Source organism: Roseixanthobacter pseudopolyaromaticivorans, assembly GCF_043195145.2.
Classification (GTDB): domain Bacteria; phylum Pseudomonadota; class Alphaproteobacteria; order Rhizobiales; family Xanthobacteraceae; genus NCEH01.
The window spans coordinates 1,783,471-1,809,240 of the sequence record NZ_CM195539.1 but is presented as its reverse complement, the minus strand read 5'-3'; the positions used below and the strand labels follow the sequence as shown (position 1 = coordinate 1,809,240).

The following is a 25,770-nucleotide window of genomic DNA, read 5'->3' as shown; positions in this document are numbered from 1 at the left end:
GAGGGGTTGTTTACATGAAAGCCCGGGACGCGGCAAGGGCGGGCAGGCTTTTCACTTGCGCTCCGCTTAAGTCTGGCGGAGAAAGGTCGGAATTCCCATTTTATACCCATTCTAGCTTGTACACTCTCCCTCTTGGTTTTGGACGCCCTTTATGAATGGACTGGAAAAGATCGCGCTGCTTATTGATGGCGCCAATCTCTATTCAGCGACAAAGGCTCTCGGTTTTGACATCGACTATAAGCGCCTCTTGAAAGAATTTCAGTCGCGCGGGTATCTTTTGCGCGCTTTTTACTACACCACCTTGATCGAAGACCAGGAATATTCTTCCATTCGGCCGTTGTTGGACTGGCTGGACTATAACGGCTATTCCGTCGTCACAAAACTGGCACGCGAATTCACGGACTCCCAGGGCCGCCGCCGGGTGCGCGGGAACATGGATATCGAAATCGCCGTGGACGCGATGGAACTCGCCGGCCACGTGGACCATATCGTGCTGTTTTCCGGCGACGGGGATTTCCGCTCCCTGGTCGAAGCCTTGCAGCGCAAGGGCATTCGGGTCAGCGTCGTTTCCACCGTCTCCACCCAGCCGCCGCTCATCTCGGACGAATTGCGGCGGCAGGCCGATATCTTCCTGGATCTCGTGGACCTGCAATCGAAGATCGGCCGCGATCCCGCCGAGCGGCAGGGACGCATGCACGAGACCCCGCGCTTTCTGGAGCGACGCGGCTCGCCGCTGCCCGACGCCGAAGAGCCCTGATCCTGCATGGAACAGCAGCCGGGGCATGATTGCCCCCTATGCCCGCGCCTCGCGGCATTTCGCGATCAATGGCGCGCGGCCGAGCCCTCCTGGTTCAATGGTCCGGTGCCCGGATTCGGCCCGCACGATGCCCGCTTGCTGATCGTCGGCCTGGCGCCGGGACTGCGCGGCGCGAACCGCACCGGTCGCCCGTTCACCGGCGATTTCGCCGGCGACCTGCTCTATCAGACCTTGCTGGATTTCGGTTTCGCCGTCGGCACTTACGGTGCGCGGCCGGACGACGGGCTGGAGCTGCGCGATGCCCGCATCGTCAATGCCGTGCGCTGCGTTCCGCCGGAGAACAAGCCCACGACGGAGGAGATCCGCACCTGCCGGCCCTTCCTCCATTCCGCCATTGCGGCCATGCCGAACCTCAAGGCGATCATCGCGCTCGGCAAGATCGGCCATGATTCAACCGTCGCCGCGCTCGGCGAAAAGCTGTCGCGCGTGAAGTTCGGCCATGGCGCGCAGGCGCAGATCGGTGCTCTGCGCCTGTTCGGCAGCTATCATTGCTCGCGCTACAACACCAATACGGGCGTCCTGACGCCGGCCATGTTCGCCGACGTATTCCGGGCCGCGCAGGCCTATCTGGAGACAGCCTAGGCGGAAACGTGGCGCCGCAGGAATTCCAGCACGTCCCCGGCATTCTTGTGGGGCGGGAATACCGGATAGAACACGTGCTCCACCACCCCGTCCTCGATGATGAGGGTGATGCGCTTCAGCAGCACCTTGCCCTCCACCGTGAAGGTGGGCAGCGAAACCGATCGTGTGAATTCCAGCGCGTGGTCGGACAGCAGCGAGAACGGCAAATTTAGCCGCTCCGCGGCTTCACGCTGGTAGTCGGTGTCCTGGGTCGACAGCCCGAAGACATGGTGCGCCCCAACTTCGATCAATTCCTCGAAATGGTCGCGAAAGGCGCAGCTTTGCGGTGTGCACCCACGGGCGCCGGGAATCTCGTCCCAACCTTCCGGGTTCGGCTGGTTCGGCTGGCCGGTGCGCGGGTAGCAATAGACCACGATGCGCCCGGAGAGGGAGGAGAGATCCACCACACGCCCATCGGTCGCCCGCAGGGGGATGATGGGCAGCTCCAGCCCCGGCAGATGGCTCGCCTGGCCGTCGTCCTCGGGGGTGGGAAGGTTTTCGGGAAGTTCGGTCCAGTCGGCCACGGCTCCACCCCATGTTGTGCGCGGGGCCAGGACGACCGACCCCGGATCATTGGTTATATCTTAGCAAAGGCGCGGCCACGATCCAGCTGGGGCACGGGCCGCCTGCCGGCTAACCGCGATCGCGCATGAGGCGGGCCTTGTCGCGGCCCCAGTCGCGTTCCTTCACGGCCTCGCGCTTGTCGTGCGTCTTGCGGCCCTTGCCGATCGCCACCTCGACCTTGGCGCGACCCTGCTCGTTGAAATAGATCTTCATGGCGACGATGGTCATGCCCTCGCGCTCCACCGCCTGCGCCAGCTTGCCGATCTGGCGCTTGTGCATCAGCAGCTTGCGGGGGCGGCGGGTCTCGTGGTTGAAGCGGTTGGCTTCCAGATATTCGGGAATATAGGCATTGTAGAGCCACAGTTCCCCGTTCTTGGCGGCGGCATAGCTCTCGCCGATGGTCGCCTTGCCGCTGCGCAGGCTCTTGACCTCGGTGCCGGTCAACATGATCCCGGCCTCGAAGACCTCGCCGATCTCATAGTCAAACCGGGCACGCCGATTGTCGGCGACCACTTTGCGCGGCAGTTCTTTCTTCTTTTTTTCTGACATGTGCATCCGGGGACGGCGGCGGAAGAGAAGAGATCTCCCGCCGCGTGCTGTCCCTCAACCTCAGTTCAGGAGGCCCGCATGGGCCATCGCGCTGCGCACGACCGCGCGGGTGGTTTCGGAGACCGGCACCATGGGCAGGCGCACGTCCTCGGCCATCTTGCCGAGCACCGAGAGCGCGAACTTGGTCGGCGCCGGGTTGGTCTCGACAAACAAGGCGGTGTGCAGGGGAAACAATTTGTCCTGCAGCGCCAGCGCCGTCTTGAAGTCGCCGGCGAGACAGGCGCCCATCAGCTCCGAGGAGAGACGCGGCGCCACGTTGGAGGCCACCGAGATGCAGCCGTGGCCGCCATGGGCCATGAAGCCGAGCGCGGTCGCGTCCTCACCCGAGAACTGGATGAAATCCGGCCCTAGGGTCAGCCGCTGCTGGGACACGCGCGCCAGATTGGCGGTGGCATCCTTCACGCCCACGATGTTCTTCAGCTCATAAAGCCGCGCCATGGTCTCGACCGACATGTCGATCACCGACCGGCTCGGAATATTGTAGATGAAGATCGGCAGGCCGACGGCGTCGTTGATCGCCTTGAAGTGCTGAAACAGGCCCTCCTGCGTGGGCTTGTTGTAATAGGGCGTCACCACCAGCAAAGCGTCAGCGCCCACCTTCTCGGCATGGCGCGAGAATTCGACCGCGCTCTCGGTGGAGTTGGAGCCGGTGCCGGCCATCACCGGAACACGCCCCTTCACCTGCTCGACGCAGATCTCGATCACGCGATTGTGTTCCTCGTGGCTCACCGTCGGGCTCTCGCCCGTGGTGCCGACCGGAACCAGGCCGTCGATGCCCTCGGCGATCTGCCAATCGACGAAGTCGCGGAACGCTTTTTCATCCAGCGCACCATCCCGGAAAGGAGTGACCAGGGCCGTAAACTGACCCCGGAAGTGCGGCAGGGACGACGAGGAGGACATGGCAGGTGCCTTGTTGTGAATCACGATTCGCGCCCGCGCGGTTTCGGCGAGCGGATCGCATCAGATAAACTGTTGCGAGCCGGCCGGAAAGGGTGGCGCGGGCTGCGGCCCTCGTTTTGCCGGTTTCGTGAGGCTCCTGGGCCTCGCCTGCTTAGCATTTCGTCAAGGCACATAGAGAACAATACGGCGAAACATCCGGCCTCGAACACGGTCGCGGGGCATCGGGCTCGACTGAGTCCTGCCAGGACGTGAGGAACGAACATGTCGCCTGCCTACCGCCTTATCTCCCGCACCGCTTTGGCGATTGCGCTCGCCTGGGCCGCGCCGGTGATGGCCGCATCCGACAGCTCCGATTCGCCGCCCGCAAAGCCCGCCGCCAAGACCACCTCCGCCAAGCCGGCCGAGTCCAAGGCGAAGACCGATCCGAAAAAGGCGGAGAAGAAGACCGACTCGAAGAAGGCCGAGAGCAAGAAGGGCGAATCCAAGAAGGCCGCGTCCTCGAAGCCGAATGCCAAGCCCGCGAGCGCCGCCCTCACCCTCGCGCCCGCTGGCGCGCCGCCGGTTTCGCTCTCGGGCGAACTTGGCCAGCTGCGCTCGGCCGTCACCGCCGCCAAGAACGGACAGGGCACCCAGGCCCTGGCGATGGCGCGCGAGCTGAGCGATCCCGTGGCCCGGAACCTCGTGACGTGGCTGGTCATCCGCAATGCGCCGAACGACCTCGGCTTCGATGGCATCAATGCGTTCCTGAAGGAAAAGCCCGGCTGGCCCACCCAGAACACCCTGCGCCGCCGCGCGGAACGGGTTCTGCTGGCTGAGAACCGCAGCCCGGACGTGATCCGCGCCTTCTTCTCGGAAGCCGACCCGCTTTCCGGCGAGGGCAAGATTGCCCTGGCCCGCGCTTTCGCCGCCTCCGGCGACCGCACCACCACCGCCGCTTTGGTGCGCGAGGCGTGGCGCGAGGATGAATTGAGCGAGTCCGTCGAAAAGACGGTGATGAGCGAATTCGGCACCATCCTCACCCGCGCGGACCACAAGGCGCGCGCCGACAAGTTCAGCTACAAGCCCGATACCGAGCGTGCTATGCGCGCCGCAGCGCGTGCGGGGTCCGACGTGGTGGCCCTCACCCAGGCCCGCCTCGCCATCGCCCGCAAGGAGTCCGACGGCGCGAGGCTGCTCGCCGCCGTGCCGTTCACGCTGGCCAACGACCCGGCCTATCTGTTTGCGAAATCCCAGCTCGCCCGCCGCGCGCAGAAGCCGGCCGAGGCCGCCCAGGCGCTGTTGAGCGCCCCCGACACGCGTGCCGCCGTGGGGGATGCTGACGAATGGTGGATCGAGCGCCGCCTGGTGTCGCGCGAGTTGCTCGACGACGGGGATTTCAAGACCGCCTATCGCGTTGCCGCCCATGGCGCGACGCCGACCTCGGACAATTACCGCGCCGAGGAGGAATTCACCGCCGGCTGGATCGCGCTGCGCTTCCTCAAGGACCCGCGCACCGCCGCCCAGCATTTCGCCCGCATGGAAAGCGAGCAGAAGCACCCGATCACGCTCGCCCGCGCCGCCTATTGGCAGGGCCGGGCGGCGGAGGCCATGGGCGACACGGGCACTGCCCGCGCCCGCTATGAATCTGCGGCCCGCTTCAGCACCACCTATTATGGGCAGATGTCCCGCGCGCGGCTCGGCCTGCCGCCGGTGGCGCTGCGCCGCCAGCCGGAGGCCTCCGGCCAGGCCCGCGCCACGTTCGATCGCATTGAGCCGGTGCGCGCCATCCGCCTGCTCTATGCTATCGGCGAGCGGGATATTCCGCTGACCATCTATTATGACCTCGCCTGGCGGATGGAGGATTCCACCCATCTCGCCATGGTGGCGGAACTCGCCCAGGCCAATAACGACACCCGCGGCGTGCTCGTGGTCGGCAAGGAAGGCTCGGCGGAGGGGCATCCCCTCGATGCCGCGTCCTTCCCCACCTTCGGCCTGCCGTCCTACACCTCCATCGGCAATCCGGTGGACAAGGCGGTCATCTATGCGGTGGCCCGGCAGGAGAGCCAGTTCAACCCGCGCACGCTCTCCAGCGCCAAGGCCATGGGCTACATGCAGGTGACGCCCGCCGCCGGCCGCGAAGTTTCCAAGCAGACCGGCGCGCCCTATAACGAGGCGCGGCTGATGAGCGACCAGTCCTACAACGTCCAGTTCGGTGCGGCCGAGCTTGGCGAGTTGGTCAGCAATTACGGCGGCAATTACGTGCTGGTGTTCGCCGCCTACAATGCCGGGCGCGGCAGCGTGCGCAAATGGATCGAACGCTATGGTGATCCGCGCGACCCGGACGTGGACGTGGTGGACTGGGTGGAATGCATCCCCTTCTCCGAGACCCGCAATTACGTGCAGCGGGTGATGGAGAATTACCAAGTCTACAAGGTGCGGTTCGGCGGCGCCTCCAAGTTCCAGCTGGAAGCCGATTTGCGCGGCACGACGCGCTGAACGAAAGCAAAAGGGGATCGCCGGGGCGTCGGTGCGTTTACACAATAAAGTGCGGGCACTCCCCGCACTGATCGCCTAGAAGCGGGCGGAACGCCCTCCCCTTGCGCCGTCGCACGGCGCGATTTCGAGCCCTTTCCCATGATGAACCGCAAGAGCGATCCGGCCCGGCCGGGCGCATCGGCACCCGGCTTTACCGAATTCGTCGCAATTATTGCCCTGATGATGGGGCTGACCGCCTTCTCCATCGATAATCTTTTGCCGGCCTTCGAGCCAATCCATCGTCATTTCGCGGTCCAGAACGCGAACGACCTCCAGCTCATCATCTCCGCCTATCTGATCGGCTTCGCGGTGATGCAGATCGTGTTCGGCACGCTGTCGGACGTGTTCGGCCGCAAGACCATGCTGATGATCGGGCTGGCGGTGTATGCCGGCGGCTGCGTCCTCGCCATGACGGCGGAGAGCTTCAACACGCTGCTGTTCGCCCGCGCCATCCAAGGCATGGGCTCGGCGGCCGCGCGCGTGCTTTCGGTCGCCATCGTGCGCGACCGCTTCCAGGGGCGCGACATGGCGCGGGTCATGTCGTTCGCCATGATGGTGTTCCTGGTGGTACCGATCGTCGCGCCGGCGGCCGGCGGAGCGATCCTTCTGGTCGGCAATTGGCACATGATCTTCGGCGCCATGCTGCTGATGAGCCTCGTCCTCGCCACCTGGTTCGCGCTGCGCATGCCGGAAACACTGCATCCGGAATATCGCGTGCCGTTTTCCATGCGGGCGATCTTCGCCGGCCTGAAGATGACCGTCACGAACCGGCGCTCCTTCGGCTACGCCAATGCCATGGGCCTCATGCTCGGCTGCCTGATGGCCTATGTGGGCTCCTCCCAGCAGATCTTCGAGACCGAGGTCTATCACCTCGGGCGCCTGTTCCCGCTGGCGTTCGCCGCCATCGCGGGCGTGATGTCTGTCGCCTCCTTCATCAACGCCCGCCTGGTGAACCGGGTGGGCATGCGGCGGCTGTCCCATTTCGGGTTGTGCGGCTTCACCTTGGTGGGGGCGCTGCAGGTGACGGCGGCGCTGGGCTTCGACGGGCGTCCGCCGGTGCTGCTGTTCTGCCTGCTGGTGGGGCTCAATCAGGCGCTGTTCGCACTGACGGTGCCCAATTTCAACTCCATCGCCATGGAGCCCCTGGGCGCGGTGGCGGGCACCGCCTCCTCGTTCCTGGGTTTCTACACGACGCTGATGGGGGCCCTGCTCGGCATGGCCTTCGGCCGTGCCTTCGATGGCACGGTGCTGCCGCTCGGCCTCGGCTATTGCCTGCTCGGGGCGCTCGGCGTGCTCGCGGTGCTATGGGCCGAGCGTTGGCGCCTGTTCGGCACCGCGCCCGGCCACTAGCCGACATCCCGGGCACGCCGGTCGGTTTCTCTCCCCGCCCAGGCGGGGAGAGGATTATTTACCGAGTTCCTTCTGGCAATCCGCGATGGTCTTGCCGAGCTTGGCGCGGCTGGCGTCGTCCTCGGTGGTCTCGCGCAGCGTGCACGCGTCGAGGCTGTCGAACGCGCCGAGATTGGAGATCTTGGCGCCGGTGAAGGCCTCCAGCGTTGCTTGGCGATCCTCCGGGCCGAGCCGCTGATACCGCAGCACCGCGCCCGGCTTGTCCTGGGCGGGGGTGATGGGATCGGCGAAGGCGAAAGTGGGCGCGAGGACGAGCGCGCAGACGAACAGGACGGCGGCGGGACGCTGCACGGGGAAACTCCAGGGTGGTGCGGTGTTACGCCTCTATTTGCACTGCCCGAAAATAGTCGTCCAGCATGTCTCTGGGGAAGGCCGGCAGGTTTTCTAGACCGATCTGTCGCAGCAGCGGCGGCATGGGCACATCGAGCATCACCTCGCTCTCGCGCTTAAGCTGCCGGGCGGCGCGCAGCACACTTTCCGATTGGTCGCGGATCACCGAGGCCAAGGTGTCGGCGTCCTCAAGATCGAACAGAGCGAGCATCACCTGCGGGTCGGCTTCCATCTGGTGGTGGAACACGGTGCGGTAATTGGCCGGCAGCGCGCGGATGCCCTCGGCCACACGCGGCGCGGCGGCGCGGCGCTCGTCCACATTGCTGGAGAGCGGGGCCCGGCCCGTGCTGTCGACATCGATCTGGGGAATCTGGGTCATGGCGCTGTCTCCGGCTTTCCCGCGGCGCGAACGGCCGCAGGACTCGCGCAGACAACGCCCTGAGGCCCCGTCGGGTTCGCCTCGGCGCGCCGGTTTATGACGCCTTCGTCCGCAACGTCACCAATTCCTCCGCCGAGGTCGGATGAACCGCGACGGTGCGGTCGAAATCCGCCTTGGTGGCGCCGAGGCCGAGGGCGACCGCCGCAAGCTGGATCATCTCGGATGCCGCATCGCCGAGGACGTGGCAGCCGAGCACCCGGTCGGTCTGCGCATCCACCACCAGCTTCATGAAAGTGCGCGCCGGATTGCCCGAGAGCGTCGCCTTGAGCGGGCGAAAATCGGTCTTGTAGATGTCGAGCGTATAGCCGGCCTTACGCGCGGCAGCCTCCGAGAGACCCACGGTGCCGATCTCCGGCTCGCTGAACACGGCGGTGGCGATCAGCGAATGATCCACCTGCCAGGGCTTGTTGCCGAAAACGGTATCGGCGAAGGCGTGCCCTTCGCGAATGGCGACCGGCGTCAGGTTGATGCGGTTGGTCACGTCACCGACCGCATAGACGGAGGCAATATTGGTGGCGGAATGGGCGTTCACCTTCACGGCGCCCACTTGGTCCAGCTCGACGCCTGCGGTTTCCAGGCCCAGGTTGCGCGTGTTGGGCACGCGGCCGATGGCCAGCATCACCTCGTCCACCTCCACCTCGGTGTCGTCCGAGAGGCGAACCCGCTTGCCGCCTTCCACCGCCGTGATGGAGGTGAGCGTGCGCCCACACAGCATGCGAACGCCGGCCTGCTCCATCTCCTTCGCGAGATGGGCGCGGATCTCATCGTCGAAGCCGCGCAGAATCACCTCGGCCCGCTGCACCAGCGTGACCTCGCAGCCGAGCGCGTTGAACATGCCCGCGAATTCCACCGCGATATAGCCGCCGCCCTGGATCAGGATGCGCTTCGGCAGCGCCGGGAGATGGAAGGCCTCGTTCGAGGTGATGGCCAGTTCGCAGCCGGGAATCGAGGGGCCGAGCGCGGGATGGGCGCCGGTGGCGATGAGGATATATTTCGCCCGCACCCGCTCGCCGGTGGCGAGGATGTGCACGGTGTTGGGCCCCTCGACCACCGCACGCGATGCAACGATCGTCACCCCCGCCGCTTCCGCATTGCGGCGATAGATGCCTTCCAGGCGGCCGATTTCGCGGTCCTTGTTGGCGATCAGGGTCGGCCAGTCGAAGCGCGCGCCCTCCACGCTCCAGCCGAAGCCCTCCATGTCCTTGAGGTCCTGCGCATAGCGGCCGGCGTAAACCAGCAGCTTCTTCGGCACGCAGCCGCGAATGACGCAGGTGCCGCCCATGCGGAACTCTTCCGCCAGCATCACCTTGGCGCCGTGCTGGGCGGCGATTCGCGCGGCGCGCACGCCGCCGGACCCGCCACCGATGACGAAGAGATCGATTTCGGTGTCGGACATGGCGTGCTCCTGTTGGCCTGCGCGGCTGGGCCTTCGCGGCCTTGCCGAGATGTAGACACGCAGCCTGCGCCGTCAAGCGCGCGCACGGCATGGCTGTACCCACGCTTGCGGGGCGCTGCCAGGGGTGCTTCAAGACGCGGAACGCTCCCCGCCGACCCAGGCAGAACGCACACGGATGCCCGCAGAGATTTCCCCGCTCTGGCTTCGCGCCGAAGATGCTCCCGAACGCGGCCGGCGCTTTTCCCTGCCCTGGCTCTGGCGCGCGCGCCTCGCCGTCAAGGAAGGCGTGTTCGCGGTGGAAATCGCCCGCGCGACGCCCGGGGACACCGAGCCGCTGGAACTCGCCTTTCTGGGTTTCGGCGGCGCGCCGCTCGGCCATGCGACCGTCGCCGCGCCGGTCGCCGCGCTCCTCCTGCCGCGCGGCACCGCGACAATCGCCGTCACGCACGGGGCCGCGCTGCGTCTGGGCCTCTATCCGCGCGGCAAATTGTGGCTGAAGCTGCATGCCTTCGCCCACGGCAGCTTTCCCGGCCTTCCCCCGCACCGGCGCTGGCGGGCGGCCGGCGCCGCGGCGCGGGACCTGCGCGGCATGCACGCCTCGCTGTTCGCGGATTCGCCCGCGCGGCAGGCCCAAGCGACGCGGCGCTACCGGCGTTATCGCAAGGCCTATGTGGAGGATTTCTCCGGGCCGCTGGCGCCTGCGGGAGCGACCCTTTCGTTCCTCAGCGTGCTCGGCACGGACACGCGCGCGGAAGATCTCGCCGCCTGCCTTGCCGCCCTGCGCGCGCAGAGCGACCCCCATTGGGAATGGCTGATCGGCCTGCCCGCCGGGGAGGATGCCGCGCGGGCGCAACTGACGGGCGAACCGCGCGTGCGCCTGCTGGCCGATGCCGGAACGGCGCCGCTCACCTTCAATGCGCTTCTCGCCGCCGCGAGCGGCGAGACGCTGGCCTTGCTCGATCCCTCCGGCCGCCCCACCCGCGATGCGGTGGCGATGCTCCGCGCGGCGTTCGCGGCCCATGCCGACTGCATGCTCGCCTATACCGACGAGGAGACGCTGGACGCGGCCGGCGCGCCCCTCGACGGCGTCTTCAAGCCGGCGTTCAACCGCCATCTCCTGCGGGCGGTGGATTATTTCGGCGATCTCGTCACGCTGCGCACGGCCCATGCCCGCGCCATCGGCGGCGCGCGGGCGTATCTGCCCCTGGCGTGGCGCTATGATCTGCTCCTGCGCGCGGCGGGCGCCCTTTCGCCCTCAGCCATCCGCCATATTCCGCGCGTCGGCTATGGACGGCAGGGCGCTGGCGGCTGGACCGGCTTTTCCTCCCCCGATCAGGCCCGCGAGGCCGCCCGGGCGCTGGAGGATGCCACCGGCGCCCCGGTGGAGATCCGCGCCGATCTGAAGCTGCGCCCGCACTACCGCCTGCCGGATGTGCCGCCGCTGGTGTCGTTCGTCATTCCGACGCGCGATCGCGCCGATCTCATGGGGATGGCGCTGCGCTCCCTGGTGACGCACACGGCCTATCGCAATTTCGAGATCGTCATTGTCGACAACGGTTCGGTGGAGCTGGAAACGTTCGCCTTGTTCGCGGAGATCAAGGCCGCCTGGCCGCGTACGATCGTGGTGCGCGATGACGGCGGGTTCAATTATCCGCGCATCTGCAACGCCGGCGTGGACGCGGCGTCGGGCGATCTGATCTGCCTGCTGAACAACGATATCGAAGTGGTGGAGCCCGGCTGGCTGCACGAAATGGTCTCGCTCGCTGCCTTGCCGCAGACCGGCATCGTCGGGGCGAAGCTGCTGTTTCCCGACCATACCCTCCAGCACGCGGGCGTGATCGCCGGGCTGTTCCGCTATGCCGCCCACTGGTTTTCCCACGGTGCCGAGGACATGGCCGGCCATCTCGGGCGCCTGCATGCGCGCAACAATCTCAGCGCGGTCACCGGCGCCTGCCTGATGATCAGCCGGCAGTGCTGGGACCAGATCGGCCCGCTCGATGCCGTGCGCTTCGCCGAGGATTGCAACGATATCGACCTGTGCCTGCGGGCGCGGGCCGGCGGGTTCGAGCTGGTGTGGACGCCGTTCGCGCTGCTGCTGCACCATGAATCCGCCTCGCGCGGGCGCCGGCGCAGCAAGGCCCATCGCGAGCGGCTCAAAGCGCAGCGGGCGCGCATGGAAGCGCTCTGGCACACCGCGACGCTGGTGGACCCGCACTACAATCCGAATCTCGCGCGCAATAGCCTGCACGCGGGAATCGCCAAGAGCCCGGAGGGCAGCCGGGCCCCCCGCACCGACGCCATCGCCCCGCCGCACGCGACGCCCTGAGGCGCCGCGCCGAAGAGGCTCAGATCACAGATCGTAGCCGCGCTTCTTCATCTCGACGCGGATCCGCTCCATGGCGTCCGAATTGAGCTTGGCGCTCCAGGCCTGGATGTTCTGCACCGCCTGCTGAACGATGGCGGGGCGATCGTTCACCAGCTTCTGCCCGGTGGGGGACTTGTAGAACGCCAGCGCGTCCTTCAGCTCCGCCTCGGTGAAGCGCTGGGCATAGGAGGTGGCGACCATGTCGATGATCTCGGCCTGGCGCTTCTCGAATTCCGGGCGCAGGGCGACGGCCACGTCGCGCAATTGCGGCGCGAGATCGGGATTGGTCTGCAGGAAGCCGAGCGCGGCGCCATCCACCAGGTTCGCGATCACGCCGTTGAAGGCATGTGCCTCGCCATTGGCGTTCACGAGATCGCGGGCGGCCTGCATCTGCCCGGCGGTGGGCTGGGCCGTCAAAGGCTGGGCCTGCTGGGCGAACGCGAAGCCACCGGAGAGCGAGAGGGCGAACAGGCCGGCACCGAGGCACTGGATAAAGGAGGGGCGCATATTCTTCTCCGTTCGATTGGGTTCAGGCAGACCGTTCGAGCAGCTCGATGCCGCCAGGACCAGCCAGGATGACGCGGCGCGCGAGGCCGAGGAAAAGTCCGTGTTCCACCACGCCGGCCACCTGCTCGATGCGGCGGGCGAGGCCCACCGGATCGGGGATGCGGCCGAGATGGGCGTCGAGAATGACATTGCCCTGGTCGGTGACGAAGGGTGTCTCCCCCCCGGTCCGCCGCAGGACCAGATCGCCGGGGCAGCCGGCGGCCGCCATCGCGCGCGCCAGGCGCAGCGTAATGGCGCCCACGCCGAAATCCACAATCTCGATGGGCAGCGGAAAGCGGCCGAGCACCGGCACATGCTTGGAGGCGTCGGCGATCACCACCATCTCGCGCGCGGCGCTGGCCACGATCTTCTCGCGCAGCAGCGCCCCGCCGCCGCCCTTGATGAGGGCGAGATCGGGCCCGACCTCGTCCGCGCCGTCGATGCACAGATCCAGCTCCGGCAGTTCGTCGAGCGTCGCGAGCGGCACGCCGAGCGACAGCGCCTGGGCACGGGTCTGCTCGGAGGTGGGCACGCCCACCACGTTCAGCCCCGCGCGGACGCGCACCGCGAGCAGATCGACGAAATGCCGCGCCGTGGAGCCCGTGCCTAGGCCAAGGCGCATGCCGTCCGTCACGAACTCGAGGGCGCGGGCGGCGGCGGCGCGCTTCAGGTCTTCGGCATCGGCCATGGGGGCGTCCGGTGGCTGGCGTTGGCTGGCTGAACGGTTGCTAGCCTTGATCGGCGCCGCGGACAAGCGGGGAGACCGGCGACAGATGGCTTCACGGCTACTTTGCCTGCGGCGTGCACAGGACCATGGGCTCCGCGCCGCCCCCGCCGCTCTTGGGGACGTCGCGCACATAGCACACGCTCATCTCGCCCGTGTCCGCATTCACGCGGAAAATGCCGGTCTCTCCGGCAAAGCGCGCCGAGACCAGGGAATAGACCCCCGCCTTCTGGGCGCCCGCGCCCTCGCCCTTCGGGAAGCAACGCGTGATGCCCACCAGCGCGCTGTCCGGCCGCTCGAACTGGCAGGCGGAGACTTCGCCAGTCTGCCGGTTGACCGAATAGACGCGATTGGCCTGGGCGGAAGGCGGCGCCTCGAAGGCGTAATTGCCCGCACCCGGCCCGGTTTGCGCCAGGGCCGCCGTGCCGCACAGCGCGCCCGCCGAAAGGCAGGCGGCCTGCAAGATCCTGCGCCCCGGAATGCCCCTGCCGCGTCCAGACCGTTCGACCATCTCTCGTCTCCTTCGCGCCGCGCCGCAGGGGCGCCATGTGCAGGCGACGCTGGACATGAAAAGCGGCAGGATTGTAGGCAGGGGGGCAGACAGCCAAGAAATGCCGACCCCCGCAAGGATTGTTCCCATGCCGCAGCCGCGCCCCGTCATCGCCTTCGACCTCGACGGCACGCTGGTCGATACCGCGCCCGACCTGCTGGCGACCCTGGATGCGGTGCTGGCCGATTATTCCATCGCCCCGGTGGACCGCGACGCCACCCGCAACATGATCGGCGGCGGCGCGCGCATGCTGATCGTGCGGGCGCTGGAGCATAACGGCATCGTTGCCCCCAAGGACGACCTGGACGCCCTGACGGGGCGCTTCATCACCCATTATGCCGAACATATCGCCGACCATTCCCGGCCCTTCCCCGGCCTCCTGGAGGCGCTGGACGCGCTCGAAGGGGAAGGCGCCCTGCTTGCGGTGTGCACCAACAAGCTGGAGCGCCTCGCCCGCCTGCTGCTGGACCGGCTCGACCTGACGCGCCGCTTCGTCGCCATCACCGGGGCGGACACCTACGCAAAGCCGAAGCCCGACCCCCTCCCCCTGCTGTCCACCTTCGCGGCGGCTGGCGCCGACGGCGGATTCGGGCTGATGGTCGGCGACAGCGCGACCGACGTCGCCACCGCCAAGGCGGCCGGAGTGCCGGTGATCGCCGTTTCGTTCGGCTATACGGAGGTCGCGCCCGCGGAGCTCGGAGCCGACCTCCTGATCCATCATTTCGACCAGTTGCAAGGCGCGGTGCGCGATCTGCTGCGCCAGCCGGCGCGGTGAACGCGGCTTGGGCGCGGCGCCTCGGCCTGTGGATAGGTCGCCCTGCCCTTGACACCCCCGCGTGGCGGCACTAAATCGCTGCCTCCTGCCAGACGGCAAACGAAATGGCCGGTCGATTAGCTCAGCGGGAGAGCACTCCCTTCACACGGGAGGGGTCGTAGGTTCAATCCCTACATCGACCACCATTCTTCTTCCCCCCATTCCGCTGATCCTCTCCGCGCACGAGCCCACGCGGCCCGCGGCTGTGTGCTTGGCAAGGCCGGCCGTCTCCGCTCCGCGTTCCTTTTCACTGGCAGGCGCCCCCCGGCGCGTGGCGGATTCATTCGCGTGAACTCGGCCGAAATCGCGGTTTCAACCGCCGAAAAGCCGGCGCGAAGCACCACAAAACCAATGTTCGTCCGCGCTAAGCCATTGTTTCACGTGAAACATTTTTGGTGAGACAGCGCCAATGCCCCGTCTCACCATCCCCACCTCCGGTCCCGTTCCGGCTCATAGCAGGTGTACCCCACGAAGCATTGGGGATTATCGCGGGTGCGCACCCATTCCGGCCGCAGCGCTTCGCCCGGCATGCAGAAGGTAATGTCCCGGACGTAGCGATCGAACGTGGTGGGCGAGGTGTCGAGCAAAGCGGCACCACGGCTTTGCACCAGCCCCGCCGTGGCGGCGCATGACATTTTATAGCTCGCCGGGCGCGCGCACGCCGCCGAGACCCCGGCGCACAAAAGCAGCAGGCTCAGACCTATTCTGTTCACGGGCGTATCCTCCCGGAGGTGCGGCATGACTCTGACCCTCCGCGCTCAACAAGCCGGTGTGAGCCTCGCAGTTCCAACGAGACGCAGAGCGGAGCGGAGCGGATCAGAGCGCAGACCACGCAGTCCGCCAAGAACCCGCCCGCCTAAGCAGTCGACAGGGGTTTCTCCGACGCGAACGGGTTCAGCGCCGCGTGTTTCGCCCCAATTGCAGTCCGGTGGTTCAGCCGATCCTCGCGCGAGATGGGCTGGCCAGAGTCATAATTTCCATATTTCCACCAGCGCGGCGGGAGACCCTGAACGGCATGGCGCCGCAGCGTGTCCTTGTACCACTTGACCAGTTCGAAGATGGCGGTCTCCCCTTCGGAATAGCGCTCGATCATGATCATGCCGACGTGCGTGACCTTGGTGAAATGGTAGAAGCGCAGCACGTCTCCGCCCGAGAGGATGTCGCCCTCGGGACTGATGGTGAGCTTGCGCTGGCTCAGGTTCCAACTGGCGACATTGTAGCCCTTATGACGCAGGATCGCCGTGGACGGGAAGAACACCGGCACGTGGTTGCACCATTTCTGATCCGTGAAGAGCCCGCCGGGAACGTCGTCGAAGCAGAAATCCAGCAGCCGGTCCCGCCACCATTCAGCAAACCGCAGCCCTTCGCTGGTGTTGGCGACAGCGACGAACCCGAGATTGAAAATTCCATACTTCAGCGAGCCGATCTCATTGTCCATGATTGCGGCGCGATCCGTGTCGGGATCGATCTGATGCGGGGTCAACACGATGCTGTGGCGGCCCAGCAGGTCAACGGCCTCAGTGAGCGGCGAGAAAACGGCGATGTCCGGATCCAGATAGATGACCTTGCCAATACCCTCATCGAGCATCCGGCAAAGCATCGCCCCCTTTACCGCGGTGCAAAGCTCCACAACGTCGTGCTGAAACGCCCAGGATAGGAAATTGGGAATGCCCAGATCGCGCGCCCAGACCAGATGATGGATCCCCTCCGCCTCAGCGTCGAAAACGAAACCCGCGGGTTCTTCATCGACCATGCACATCCAGATCTCCCAGTCCGGATGCGCGACGCGCAGAGTCTGAAAGAGGACGCGCGCACGGTCCAGATAGGCGAAGGACGCACTTGTAAAAAATGCCGTTCTCACGCGATCCCCCCCGACAACTCTGCCATCGGATCGGTATCTATGAGATCCGCACTGCCCATGGACGGTACGAGGGCGCCATAGCGGCGCGGCGAATCCCGCACAATGGTCACCAGCTTGCCCGATTTGAACAGATGGTTCAGATCCGCGTCGCTGCTCAACTCGACCGAGCAATCCCTGGCAAACTGCTTGATGGCGTCGCCCACATTCCCTTCCCCGAATCGGGCAACGATGAATGCACCTGCAGCAATCGCCTCATGCACCGTGAAGCAGAATGTCTCCGGCCAAATCGACCACGACACCACCACATCGATGCCGTGGATAAGGAGCGCATCCACCATGGCATTTCGATCTTCCGAAGTGACCCGGACGGGAACGTGTTCAATTCGGCTGCCGTGCGCCCCTTCCGCCTCCGAGGAGAAGGCGTAGAAGCGATAGCGTCGGTCCCCGGCAAGAGCGAGCGCCAGATCCTCGAAGCTTACCCAGCCCTTATGAAAACTCCGAGTGCCAATAAAACCAACGCGTAGCGGAAGCCTTGGTTCGGGTCGCTGTTCGCCGGCGGAGACGAAAAGCTCACCCGGATTTACAACGACGCTTTCAAAGCGACAGCCGGTCGTGCGTTCCCAAACGCGCAAAGCCGCGCGAGACGGCGCAACGATGGTCGGAGATAACGTGTCGAGCAAACCGCGGATCCGCGCCATATGCTCCCCGCGTTCGCGCCCATGTACGCAGATTCCGCACGCCATGGAATCGGGCGGTGGGCCGGCACAATAGACGATGTCGTTGCGCAGAAGAGCGTAGCTCTCACAGGCGGCAAAGAAATCATGGGCCCAGAAAAAGATCTTCCCGCTGGGCTGAGATTCGATCAGCCGTGTGAGGATCTCAGGCGAATGCCCCATCAAATGGTGAATGATCCAGCGCGGGGCCCCTTGCGAGGTTACCATCCGGCCTAGCAACCTCTGCAATTGATCGAAATCGAGACGCCCTGCTTCGGCACCATTGATCCTGACGCTGAAGATGAACTCGTCAGTCTCCTCTGACAATTTCGGCAAAGGCTGCGCCGGAGACAGATGGATATAGTTCACCTCGTCAGACAATTCACCTTGCTCGTCCGCGATGACGTTTTGCACGCCGCCGAAATTAACACGGTAATCGTCATGGCTAACGCTAACAACGGTAGGACGCCTCTCAATCAACAGGGCCGCGGCTTTTTCTTCGGCATCGTTTGCGGGAGGAATGATCTCTATCACCCAATCTTTCACGACTTCGCGCTGAGGCCGCGCATGCGCGAGCCGATACTTCAAGGCGCCGCTGCGATTCCGCGCGATCCGCCCCTCCGATTTGCCGGCTACAATATAATGATAAAATGGATTGATGCCGGCCGCCCGGATATCGTCATACCGCTCAAGATAGAAGGTTGTATCAAACTCTGCCGAAGGATTACGACCCTCGCGCCACCCATATTCACAATAATGAAATACAGGCTCAACCTCACGCGACCCCACATCCGGATACATACTTAGATAATACTTTTTGTCAAAATATTCGCGAACCGTGCATAGCTCATAATCATCTGACATCACTGCCACCCAATGAGTGAATTCGTGCTCAATACTATCCCTGCCCTAGAGCCCAATTCTTTTTCTCAAAGCCCGCAGTTTTCCGTGCTTTTTCTTAAGCTCAGCTATTCTAGCTTCGTTTTGAACCTGGATCTCGATAATTCGATCCTGAAGCGCACGTACCTCTGCCGCAGTCTCGGATTCGCGACCGGCGGCCTCGGCTTCGCGGCGCCCCCCTTCTGCCAGAAGCTCACGCATCTGCACCAGGGTGTTACGAAGATCATCAATGGTCAGGGCGAGCGTGCTTACAGTCTTGGCATGACGTTCAGCACCTTCTGCCAATGCCGCTTCCAGGCGCCGAACCCGCCGCTTCGTCTTCGAATCTGCTACGGCCGGACCATCAGGTAGGTCGACCGCAACGTCGAGGCGCTCAGGTGGTGAAATGAGGAATGTGTCTTCGGCGAGCCCCTGCGAACGATGACTGAGGACGCCGACCAATTGCTCCTTCGGCAGGTCCAGCCATTCGCGCTCACCCCAGCGAGGCGTCCGCCACATGGCACGCTGCAAGTCCACCAGCGATTCAATGCGCAACAATATGCAGGCCGCATCCTTCAGTGCCTCAGGGAGCGCCACATTGTGCACTCCCACGAGGAGACCCGCCTCATAGGCATAAGGAAAAATAGGCTCGACTTGCCCGGCATAATTGTTTGGATTGTGCGCAGACCAAGCGAAATACCAGACCGGCCGACCGGAGGTGAGCAACAGTTCAGCGAGCGAAAATACCGCCGGGGCTTCGTTGCACTCGATCCAGAAAACAGCTTCGGAGGTCAGGGCAGAGGGACTGCCGCGGAGGATGTCCAGCTCCATCCCCTCCACATCCATTTTGACGAGATCGAAGGGGCCAAACTCCGCAACGAGTTCATCGAGCGTGACGACCGTCGGAGGGGGCGCGACTGGCGTTTCGCCCTCTGCATCAGGCAGATAGCTCGTCCCTCCCATGTTCGATGGGTCGGCCCGGCCGGAGGTCAGCAAAGACTCCCTGCCAGCCACCAGAGCCTCAATCCGCCGGTAGGGGACGGAAAGATTCGTTTTGAGATTGGCTTCCAGCAGCGTGGAAGACTGAGGATTGGCCTCTACCAGGCAAGCAAAGCTCAAGTCCGCCTGCTGCGCGAGGCCCATGGTGAACGTACCAATAAAGGCGCCGAGATCGAGGATGCGCGCACCCGGCTGTATTATGGAAGAGACGAACACACTTTCTAGCCAGGCCCACTCGCCATAATAGCTGATAAACCGACCAATAATGTCATCAGCACTGGAGGGAAGACAAACAGTACCGTAACGGCAATCGAGATTTTTCATACCCATACCCGAAATGCTGCCGCGCCCCGGCCTTAGATTCACAACACAGAGCTATAAGGCCCGCTCCCGCCGGCTTCAAGCGTAGGTGGGCGCACACGGAGCAATCGCGAACGAAATGTCGTTAAATCCCCCCGATCTTCATTAATCCGCGCCCGATGAACCGCGGCACCGCGCCGACTGCGCTCAATATTTATCCAATCCAGCGCCCATTTTAGGATGACGACGGGCGTTTACGCTTAAGCTTAAGATTGTTTTCCTCCGTTTTTTATCAAGAGATTTGGTGTTGCGTTCGCGTCCAATTCCGTTTCCTATGCGCCACGAAATTCAATAATGATGCAAAATGACCTCAATCATTTGCCGTCGGACATTCGACGGGTGACATGATTATTATACCTCCGATTTTCAAAATTCCCCCTTCATGGGACGTCTTTTGCAATGCTCGATATACATTCCTATTTTACAGTTCCGCTCGTGGATCTCCAGACAGAAAGCGAGAATTATGCTGGTATTTTCGTACCGGCGCCCGAAATGGGGACTCAAAAGGTCGGGATTACACAGCAATTCTTAGAAAATGCCGAGGTCTATCACAACAGATATGCTGCATCGTCGCATTGGCTCGACATGTTTACTCGGATATTTGCCCAGACCGGAAGGCCGCATGGTGAAAATCTGAACATCCTGGACATCGGGACCGGGTCCGGGGTGAACACCGTCATCCCATTTCTTGAACTGTTCCCTGGCTGCCGCATCGTCGGCACGGATTTGTCCCCGCAGCTTCTGCGTCTTCTGCAGGCCTATGTCGCCTCCGCCGGGCTACAGGATCAGGTCGCCTGCGTCTGCACCGACGCGATGCGCGATTTCTTCAAGGCGGGCTCGGCGGACATCGTGATCGGCGGCGCGATTCTGCACCACCTGATAGACCCTGTCGCGTGCCTGAAGGCGGCCCATCGCGCGTTAAAGCCGGGTGGCATCGCCGTGTTCATTGAGCCGTTCGAGGGCTATAGCGTTCTGCGCGCTGCATTCAGCACCATAATTTCCCGGGCCGAGGCGACCGGTGAGGTCGTGAACGGAGATGCGGTCGCTTTCATGAAGCGCATGATGCTTGATTATGAGGTGCGGGCCGGACGCGACAAGACCGCATCCATCTATCCCCACCTCGACGACAAATGGCTGTTCACGCGCACTTATATCCAGGATGCGGCGCGCGAGGCCGGCTTCGCCTCCGCCGAGGTAGTGCCCATGTATCCCACCCAGTCACAGTATCGCAGCGCAGCCACCAATCTCCTCGGCATGGGCGACCTCGATTCCACCGCCCTGCCCGACTGGGCCTGGGAAATCATCGACACTTTCGACGTGTGCTTCTCCGATGACCTGAAGGGGGAAGCAACCATGGAAAGCGGCATCGTCTTTCGTAGTTGAACTGCGCTACCATGCCTATCAGAGCGCCTGACTGACAGCGGCCTGAGGTGCTTGCTTAGCACAGAAGGCGCTGGGGAAAAGAGCTGCGTGGGACGTGCGGACGCCAGAGAGCTGAGGCGAATCGCTCTCGGATTTCGCGTGTCATATAATGTTTGAGCTTGGTGGCAGCGTGCCAGCCAAAGCCCCCTGCGCACCGCTTTACATACGCCCTGCAATTATATAAATAATTCGATATCTTTATATATACTGCAGGCACGCTATGTATTACCGAATATTTTTGAGAAAATGTTATCCATATTTAGCACTTTCTTTGGGATTCACTTTGATATTTCTATTTATTAGCGTCTATAAATTCAATTGGCCATATATTGATGATTTTAATATTGCAAAATGGTATGATGAATTATATATATCCAAGACAAACACTGTTTTTAATATGTTATTTTTTACTCGGAATGGACCTCATTTTGTAGGTCTTTTTTCGGTTATTTCGGCAGCTATTTTTCATTTTTATGGAATTGATTATACTAAAATCGTTTTATGTAGCCTTTTTTGTCTCTTTTTATCTTCTATTTTAATATACTTTACTGTTAGAAAATCATTTGAGGGGCGCTTAAATTTGGCACTGCCTATCATAATAGTTTTATTGATTTTTCAACCTACCCAAATAAAACATATATTATGGGCTTTTGAACTTAGCTGGTTCTTGGTTACCCTGTTTTTATTTCTAAATTTATACTTAGTAGAGCGCTCTGGAAAATGGATCGTATTAACGCCTTTTTTCGCGTTACTCGCCTGTTTCTGTTCATTTCAAGGCTTTTTTCTGCTTCCCACGCTAGCGCTCCACCTGGCGCTCAAAAAAACTGCGCCGTACCGCCTTGCCCTGATCATCCTCAGCCTCGCAGTGTTTGTAATCATGATCGCCGCGTCCTTACGCTCGTCGGCCGACAGTACACATGTATCGCTGCAGCAGGCCCCCGCGATAGCAATGTATACGATCAGCGTCATTGGGGGCACCTTCGGCTTGCGTGACCCTACAGCCTCTTTCTTGTTGGGCCTCGGCATCTTGGCATGCGCCGCCACTCTCTGCGTGTCAGTAGCGCGCAAGGTTTTCGATTTGAGCGTCGTGGACCGAGTCGCCCTGGTCCTAGTTGGTGCGTCGCTCTTGATGATCGCAGCATTCAGTTTGGGCCGTTTTCAATATGGCCTGCCCTGGGCGTTGTTCAGCTTCCACGCGGCGCCATTGCTCATCCCCATGCTGCTCGGGATAGCACTCTGGTCGATGAACCAAACGATGGTGTCCGGCTCTGCCATCATGGTGCTCCCCGCCGTTTATGTGCTGGCCAGCTGGGTTGTCGCCGTACCCTACGCCGTCAAATTTGCCGCTTCATTTAGGGATCGCCAGCAAGTTGCACTGGTCATCACCTGCACACCCACGACTTCCCTCGAATATGCGACACGCGTAAACATAGGATCTTTAGATTTTATCTCCTTGGTTGAATCTACATTACCTATCCTGAAACCGCTGTGCGCCCAGCCTTTGCCAGAGCGCGTAGTGAGAATGGCGACCTTTCCAGAATTGTATAATCAAATTATCGCAAAAAATCCGGATGCCCGCGGGCCGCTAGAAGCCTTATGGCAATTGTATTTCACGCGTGCCGATCTGGTTGAGGCCTTCCAAGTCGAAAGTCCGACGCGGGCGAAAGATCTTTTGAATTGGGCGATCTCAGCATCAAGGACCGAAACTTTATTTGGAGGTGACCAACGCCCGTACCAGTCATATTTCGAACATAGATCGCCCTTGGATTGAACGCCCTTAACGACCACCCCTTCCGGCTGCAGTTCTAAACAACAAGCGCGGCCGTCACAGCGACAAAGGGATGTGCTAAGAGCGATCCGCCTTAGATCTGGGTGCCGTCGGCGCCCGCGCGGGCAACCAGGAGGCGTGGGGACGATGGGAGTATTTGAAGGGATTAGCCGCTCTTTCAAGGCCTCCATCGGCGAAATCGTGTTCGGCATGGAAGACGGTACCGTCTCCATCTTCGGCCTCGTGTTCGGCGTCGCCCTGACGACCAATGATGCCAAGACCGTGCTGATCGCCGGTGCCACGGGTGCTGCGGCGGCCGCCGTCTCCATGATGGCGGGCTCCTATCTCGATGCGGAATCGGTGCGCGATGCGAAGCGGGCCCAGATGCAGGCGGCGCCGGCCGAGCGGCGCGCTGAACTCGCCGAAAATCTCACCGCCATTCGCAACAGCCTGCGCACGGCCGGCGTCGCCCCCACCGATGTGGATCAGATCAGCGCCGCCATCGGCCGCAGCCCGCAGGCCGTGCCGGCCTTGCGCGCGGCGCTTACGCCGGACGGCAATGGCGACGCCTCCCCGGCGGCGCACGCCTTCTGGATGTTCGTGTCGGACCTGTTCGCCGGCTTCACCCCGGTCATACCCTTCGCCCTGCTCCCCATGGCGGAGGCGCGCATCGTGTCGCTGGCGGTTACAGCCTTGCTGCTTCTGGCGCTCGGCATCGGACGCGGCCTGGTGGCCAAGCGGCCGGTGGCCCGCACCGCGTTCGAAACCCTATCCGTCGCCACCTGCGCGGCCCTGGCGGGCATCGCCATGGGTCACCTTCTCTCCTGAGGCGCCATGCGCGATCCCGTCACCCTCCTGCCGCACCGGTCCACCCACGTGACCGCGCCAGACGGCGTATCGCTGGCGGTTCAGGAATGGGGCACGGCGCTAGGCCGGCCGGTGCTCTTCATCCATGGCTATAGCCAGAGCGGGCTATGCTGGCACCGGCAGGTGGAGAGTGATGCGCTGGCGCACCTTCGGCTGATCACCTTTGATCTGCGCGGTCACGGGGCTTCCGCCAAGCCGCTCAAGGCCATGTATTATAAGGAGGATGCCCGGTGGGCCGGCGATATCGCCGCGCTGATCTCTCAGCTCGAGCTTGATCGGCCGGTGCTGGTGGGCTGGTCGTATGGCGGGCGAGTCATTTGCGATTATCTGCACCAGCATGGCGATTCCGCGCTTGGCGGCGTGGTGTTCGTGGACGCGGTTGTGGCGACCGAACGGGCGCTGTTCGGCACCTGCAACAATCTGATGCGGCTGATGGGCAGCGAGGATCTCGCGACCAACATCACCGCCACCCGCGCTTTCCTGCGCAAATGCTTCGAGATCCCGCTTGATGCCGACAGCTTCGAAATCGCCCTCGCCGCGAACATGATGACGCCGCCTCTCGTGCGCGCGAGCATGGGCGGGCGGCCGGCGGATTATGCGGCCGAACTGGCCGCTCTTACCCGCCCGGTGTTGACAGTGCACGGGCGCAAGGATCAGGTGATTCTGCCCGCCATGGCGGATCGCATTGCCGAACATGCCAAACGGGCCGAGCACGTGGTTTTTGAAACCTGCGGCCACGCCCCGTTCCTGGAGGCCCCGGTGGCCTTCAACGCCCTGCTCGCGGGCTTCATCCAAATGGCTGGACATTCCCCTAAGTAAGCAATCGTCCCTCTTGCGGCGTTCGATCACAGATGCGTTCCGCGGGGAACCCTGTCGCCACAAATTGGTTGCATGATCGCCGCATTTGAGGCGACAACCGTTATGACGCTGGTGGACGCTGCGTTCCCGGCGACATCATTGACCGAGGTGGGTCCCCATGGCCTTCAAGACCTTCGCCGTCGCCAGTTTCGCCGCCCTCGTGATCGGGGCGCTGCCCGCAAAAGCCAACGACAATTACGACATCTTCGGCTTCAACAAGCTGTTCGGGACCTCCTCGATGGGGGTGACCGCCGGCACCTCGCCGATCCCGCGCCAGATGGTCGCGATCGACGGCAAGTACAAGCCCGGGTCGATCATCATCCGCACCAACGAGCGGCGCCTGTATTACGTGACGGCGCCGGGCCAAGCGATCCAATATGGCGTCGGCGTCGGCCGCGAGGGCTTTCAGTGGTCGGGGGTGAAGACCGTGAGCGCCAAGAAGGAATGGCCCTCCTGGACCCCGCCGTCACAGATGCTGAAGCGCCGTCCGGACCTGCCGCGCTACATGCCCGGCGGCATCGACAATCCGCTCGGGGCGCGCGCCATGTATCTTGGCTCGAGCCTGTACCGGATCCACGGCTCCAACGAGCCTGACACCATCGGACAGGCGGTGTCGTCCGGCTGCATCCGCATGACCAATGACGATGTGACCGACCTTTATAATCGCGTGAAAGTCGGCGCCACGGTCTACGTGATGCGCTGACCCAAAGGCGCGCCGGCAGTTCGGAGCGGGAAGCCTTGGACAAAGAAAAGGCCGCTGCGGCGAAGGCCGGCGGCCGAAAGTCCTGTCCGGGGTGCCGGACAAGGAAAGAACCGATCCGACTGATGCCGGATCGGCGGGGCAGCCTCAGAGGGCGGAGAGGTTCGAAGCCTTGGACTTGCCGCGGTTGTCGTCGACGATCTCGAACGACACCTTCTGGCCCTCGTTGAGGGTGTTCAGCCCAGAGCGCTCAACGTCGCTGATGTGGACGAACACGTCGGCGCCGCCGCCATCCTGCTGGATGAAGCCGAAGCCCTTCTGGGTGTTGAAAAACTTGACAGTACCTGTGGCCATATCGGCCTCCGTTCAGACGTTGCATTTGCTCCGCGCATGACACGCGGGAGCCTGACAGTCCGAAGGGAGTAGGCTTGAGATCGCGGCCCGAAGGGAACGAAACAAGGCAGGCCGCACGAACTGTCTCAGCCCCTTTCGCGCCGCGGTCTCACCGCCGGCCACGAAAAAGCACCCAGTCAGAGTCGGGGACTGGAGTACATCCGTCCACGCCCCCATGCCGCGCTCGCGCGCAGGACATCTGTCTGGGATGAATTCAACATAAGCACAAACTGCGTCGCAACAAGGGCATGCGCGCACTTTCCGCTCGGAGCGGCTCCGCCCGTTTGGCGAACGCCCCACGCGCGTCTTATTTTCATGCACAAAATCAATAACTTGAACGATCGCGGCGCG

25 protein-coding genes and 1 tRNA gene are annotated in these 25,770 nt (G+C 63.2%); 12 read left to right on the top strand and 14 right to left on the bottom strand.

All coding sequences use genetic code 11. The annotated features are described in order from the left end of the window. Positions 1 to 151 precede the first annotated feature (151 nt). Together V5F68_RS08715 and V5F68_RS08710 are read left to right on the top strand one after the other, a co-directional pair. Positions 152 to 757, top strand: coding sequence for a LabA-like NYN domain-containing protein (locus tag V5F68_RS08715; protein ID WP_348848379.1), 606 nt, complete (start codon positions 152 to 154; stop codon positions 755 to 757). A gap of 6 nt (positions 758 to 763) precedes the next feature. Beyond that, positions 764 to 1,399 (top strand): uracil-DNA glycosylase, encoded by a 636-nt coding sequence (locus tag V5F68_RS08710; RefSeq protein WP_394012084.1) that lies wholly within the window; start codon positions 764 to 766, stop codon positions 1,397 to 1,399. On the opposite strand, the gene V5F68_RS08705 is transcribed toward V5F68_RS08710, so the two are convergent. The 3 genes from V5F68_RS08705 to dapA form a co-directional block, all read right to left on the bottom strand. Further along, the gene (locus V5F68_RS08705) at positions 1,396 to 1,962 is read right to left on the bottom strand and encodes a peroxiredoxin (protein ID WP_394012082.1); all 567 of its coding nucleotides are present in this window, start codon (positions 1,960 to 1,962) and stop codon (positions 1,396 to 1,398) included. The genes V5F68_RS08710 and V5F68_RS08705 overlap by 4 nt on opposite strands. Positions 1,963 to 2,071: 109 nt before the next feature. Beyond that, the gene (gene smpB / locus V5F68_RS08700; protein WP_394012080.1) at positions 2,072 to 2,551 is read right to left on the bottom strand and encodes an SsrA-binding protein SmpB; all 480 of its coding nucleotides are present in this window, start codon (positions 2,549 to 2,551) and stop codon (positions 2,072 to 2,074) included. A 60-nt stretch (positions 2,552 to 2,611) separates the two neighbouring features. Then, a complete protein-coding gene (dapA, locus tag V5F68_RS08695; protein WP_394012078.1) occupies positions 2,612 to 3,511 on the bottom strand; it encodes a 4-hydroxy-tetrahydrodipicolinate synthase in 900 nt (299 codons plus the stop codon). Between the two features lie 261 nt (positions 3,512 to 3,772). On the opposite strand from dapA, the gene V5F68_RS08690 reads away from it, so the two are divergent. Then, positions 3,773 to 5,986, top strand: coding sequence for a transglycosylase SLT domain-containing protein (locus V5F68_RS08690; RefSeq protein WP_394012076.1), 2,214 nt, complete (start codon positions 3,773 to 3,775; stop codon positions 5,984 to 5,986). A gap of 138 nt (positions 5,987 to 6,124) precedes the next feature. Next, the gene (locus tag V5F68_RS08685) at positions 6,125 to 7,375 is read left to right on the top strand and encodes a multidrug effflux MFS transporter (RefSeq protein ID WP_394012074.1); all 1,251 of its coding nucleotides are present in this window, start codon (positions 6,125 to 6,127) and stop codon (positions 7,373 to 7,375) included. A gap of 54 nt (positions 7,376 to 7,429) precedes the next feature. Here the strand turns inward: V5F68_RS08685 and V5F68_RS08680 are convergent, their stop codons facing one another. From V5F68_RS08680 to gor, 3 genes are all read right to left on the bottom strand, one after another. Next, on the bottom strand, positions 7,430 to 7,726 hold the full coding sequence (locus tag V5F68_RS08680; RefSeq protein WP_394012072.1) for a hypothetical protein: 297 nt from the start codon (positions 7,724 to 7,726) through the stop codon (positions 7,430 to 7,432). A 25-nt stretch (positions 7,727 to 7,751) separates the two neighbouring features. Beyond that, a complete protein-coding gene (locus V5F68_RS08675) occupies positions 7,752 to 8,144 on the bottom strand; it encodes a hypothetical protein (RefSeq protein ID WP_394012070.1) in 393 nt (130 codons plus the stop codon). A 94-nt stretch (positions 8,145 to 8,238) separates the two neighbouring features. Beyond that, positions 8,239 to 9,600, bottom strand: coding sequence for a glutathione-disulfide reductase (gene gor, locus V5F68_RS08670; protein WP_394012068.1), 1,362 nt, complete (start codon positions 9,598 to 9,600; stop codon positions 8,239 to 8,241). 175 nt (positions 9,601 to 9,775) lie between these two features. Between gor and V5F68_RS08665 the strand changes: the two genes are divergently transcribed. Then, complete coding sequence (locus V5F68_RS08665) at positions 9,776 to 11,926, top strand: glycosyltransferase family 2 protein (protein WP_394012066.1); 2,151 nt, start codon at positions 9,776 to 9,778, stop codon at positions 11,924 to 11,926. A 24-nt stretch (positions 11,927 to 11,950) separates the two neighbouring features. Here the strand turns inward: V5F68_RS08665 and V5F68_RS08660 are convergent, their stop codons facing one another. The 3 genes from V5F68_RS08660 to V5F68_RS08650 form a co-directional block, all read right to left on the bottom strand. Further along, positions 11,951 to 12,472, bottom strand: a complete 522-nt coding sequence (locus tag V5F68_RS08660) for a DUF2059 domain-containing protein (RefSeq protein ID WP_394012064.1) — start codon at positions 12,470 to 12,472, stop codon at positions 11,951 to 11,953. Positions 12,473 to 12,494: 22 nt separating this feature from the next. After that, positions 12,495 to 13,199, bottom strand: coding sequence for a ribose-5-phosphate isomerase RpiA (gene rpiA / locus V5F68_RS08655; protein WP_394012062.1), 705 nt, complete (start codon positions 13,197 to 13,199; stop codon positions 12,495 to 12,497). 97 nt (positions 13,200 to 13,296) lie between these two features. Beyond that, complete coding sequence (locus tag V5F68_RS08650) at positions 13,297 to 13,746, bottom strand: hypothetical protein (protein ID WP_394012060.1); 450 nt, start codon at positions 13,744 to 13,746, stop codon at positions 13,297 to 13,299. Positions 13,747 to 13,873: 127 nt separating this feature from the next. On the opposite strand from V5F68_RS08650, the gene gph reads away from it, so the two are divergent. Further along, positions 13,874 to 14,560, top strand: coding sequence for a phosphoglycolate phosphatase (gene gph, locus V5F68_RS08645; protein WP_394012058.1), 687 nt, complete (start codon positions 13,874 to 13,876; stop codon positions 14,558 to 14,560). Between the two features lie 110 nt (positions 14,561 to 14,670). After that, positions 14,671 to 14,745, top strand: a tRNA-Val gene (locus V5F68_RS08640). A 273-nt stretch (positions 14,746 to 15,018) separates the two neighbouring features. Here the strand turns inward: V5F68_RS08640 and V5F68_RS08635 are convergent. The 4 genes from V5F68_RS08635 to V5F68_RS08620 form a co-directional block, all read right to left on the bottom strand. After that, a complete protein-coding gene (locus V5F68_RS08635; protein ID WP_394012056.1) occupies positions 15,019 to 15,312 on the bottom strand; it encodes a hypothetical protein in 294 nt (97 codons plus the stop codon). 143 nt (positions 15,313 to 15,455) lie between these two features. Beyond that, the gene (locus V5F68_RS08630) at positions 15,456 to 16,460 is read right to left on the bottom strand and encodes a hypothetical protein (RefSeq protein WP_394012054.1); all 1,005 of its coding nucleotides are present in this window, start codon (positions 16,458 to 16,460) and stop codon (positions 15,456 to 15,458) included. Next, a complete protein-coding gene (locus tag V5F68_RS08625; RefSeq protein ID WP_394012052.1) occupies positions 16,457 to 18,037 on the bottom strand; it encodes a glycosyltransferase family protein in 1,581 nt (526 codons plus the stop codon). The genes V5F68_RS08630 and V5F68_RS08625 overlap by 4 nt, the downstream gene beginning before the upstream one ends. A 45-nt stretch (positions 18,038 to 18,082) precedes the next feature. Beyond that, positions 18,083 to 19,375, bottom strand: coding sequence for an FkbM family methyltransferase (locus V5F68_RS08620; RefSeq protein ID WP_394012050.1), 1,293 nt, complete (start codon positions 19,373 to 19,375; stop codon positions 18,083 to 18,085). Positions 19,376 to 19,810: 435 nt separating this feature from the next. Between V5F68_RS08620 and V5F68_RS08615 the strand changes: the two genes are divergently transcribed. From V5F68_RS08615 to V5F68_RS08595, 5 genes are all read left to right on the top strand, one after another. Then, positions 19,811 to 20,794 (top strand): class I SAM-dependent methyltransferase, encoded by a 984-nt coding sequence (locus tag V5F68_RS08615; RefSeq protein ID WP_394012048.1) that lies wholly within the window; start codon positions 19,811 to 19,813, stop codon positions 20,792 to 20,794. Between the two features lie 259 nt (positions 20,795 to 21,053). After that, positions 21,054 to 22,604 (top strand): hypothetical protein, encoded by a 1,551-nt coding sequence (locus V5F68_RS08610; RefSeq protein ID WP_394012047.1) that lies wholly within the window; start codon positions 21,054 to 21,056, stop codon positions 22,602 to 22,604. 144 nt (positions 22,605 to 22,748) lie between these two features. After that, positions 22,749 to 23,429: a VIT1/CCC1 transporter family protein gene (locus V5F68_RS08605; protein ID WP_394012045.1), complete on the top strand. Its 681-nt coding sequence runs from the start codon at positions 22,749 to 22,751 to the stop codon at positions 23,427 to 23,429. A gap of 6 nt (positions 23,430 to 23,435) precedes the next feature. Continuing rightward, on the top strand, positions 23,436 to 24,287 hold the full coding sequence (locus V5F68_RS08600) for an alpha/beta fold hydrolase (protein ID WP_394012043.1): 852 nt from the start codon (positions 23,436 to 23,438) through the stop codon (positions 24,285 to 24,287). A gap of 157 nt (positions 24,288 to 24,444) precedes the next feature. Next, positions 24,445 to 25,029, top strand: a complete 585-nt coding sequence (locus V5F68_RS08595; RefSeq protein ID WP_348848355.1) for a L,D-transpeptidase — start codon at positions 24,445 to 24,447, stop codon at positions 25,027 to 25,029. Positions 25,030 to 25,173: 144 nt separating this feature from the next. On the opposite strand, the gene V5F68_RS08590 is transcribed toward V5F68_RS08595, so the two are convergent. Further along, positions 25,174 to 25,380 (bottom strand): cold-shock protein, encoded by a 207-nt coding sequence (locus V5F68_RS08590; RefSeq protein ID WP_348848354.1) that lies wholly within the window; start codon positions 25,378 to 25,380, stop codon positions 25,174 to 25,176. Positions 25,381 to 25,770 lie beyond the last annotated feature (390 nt).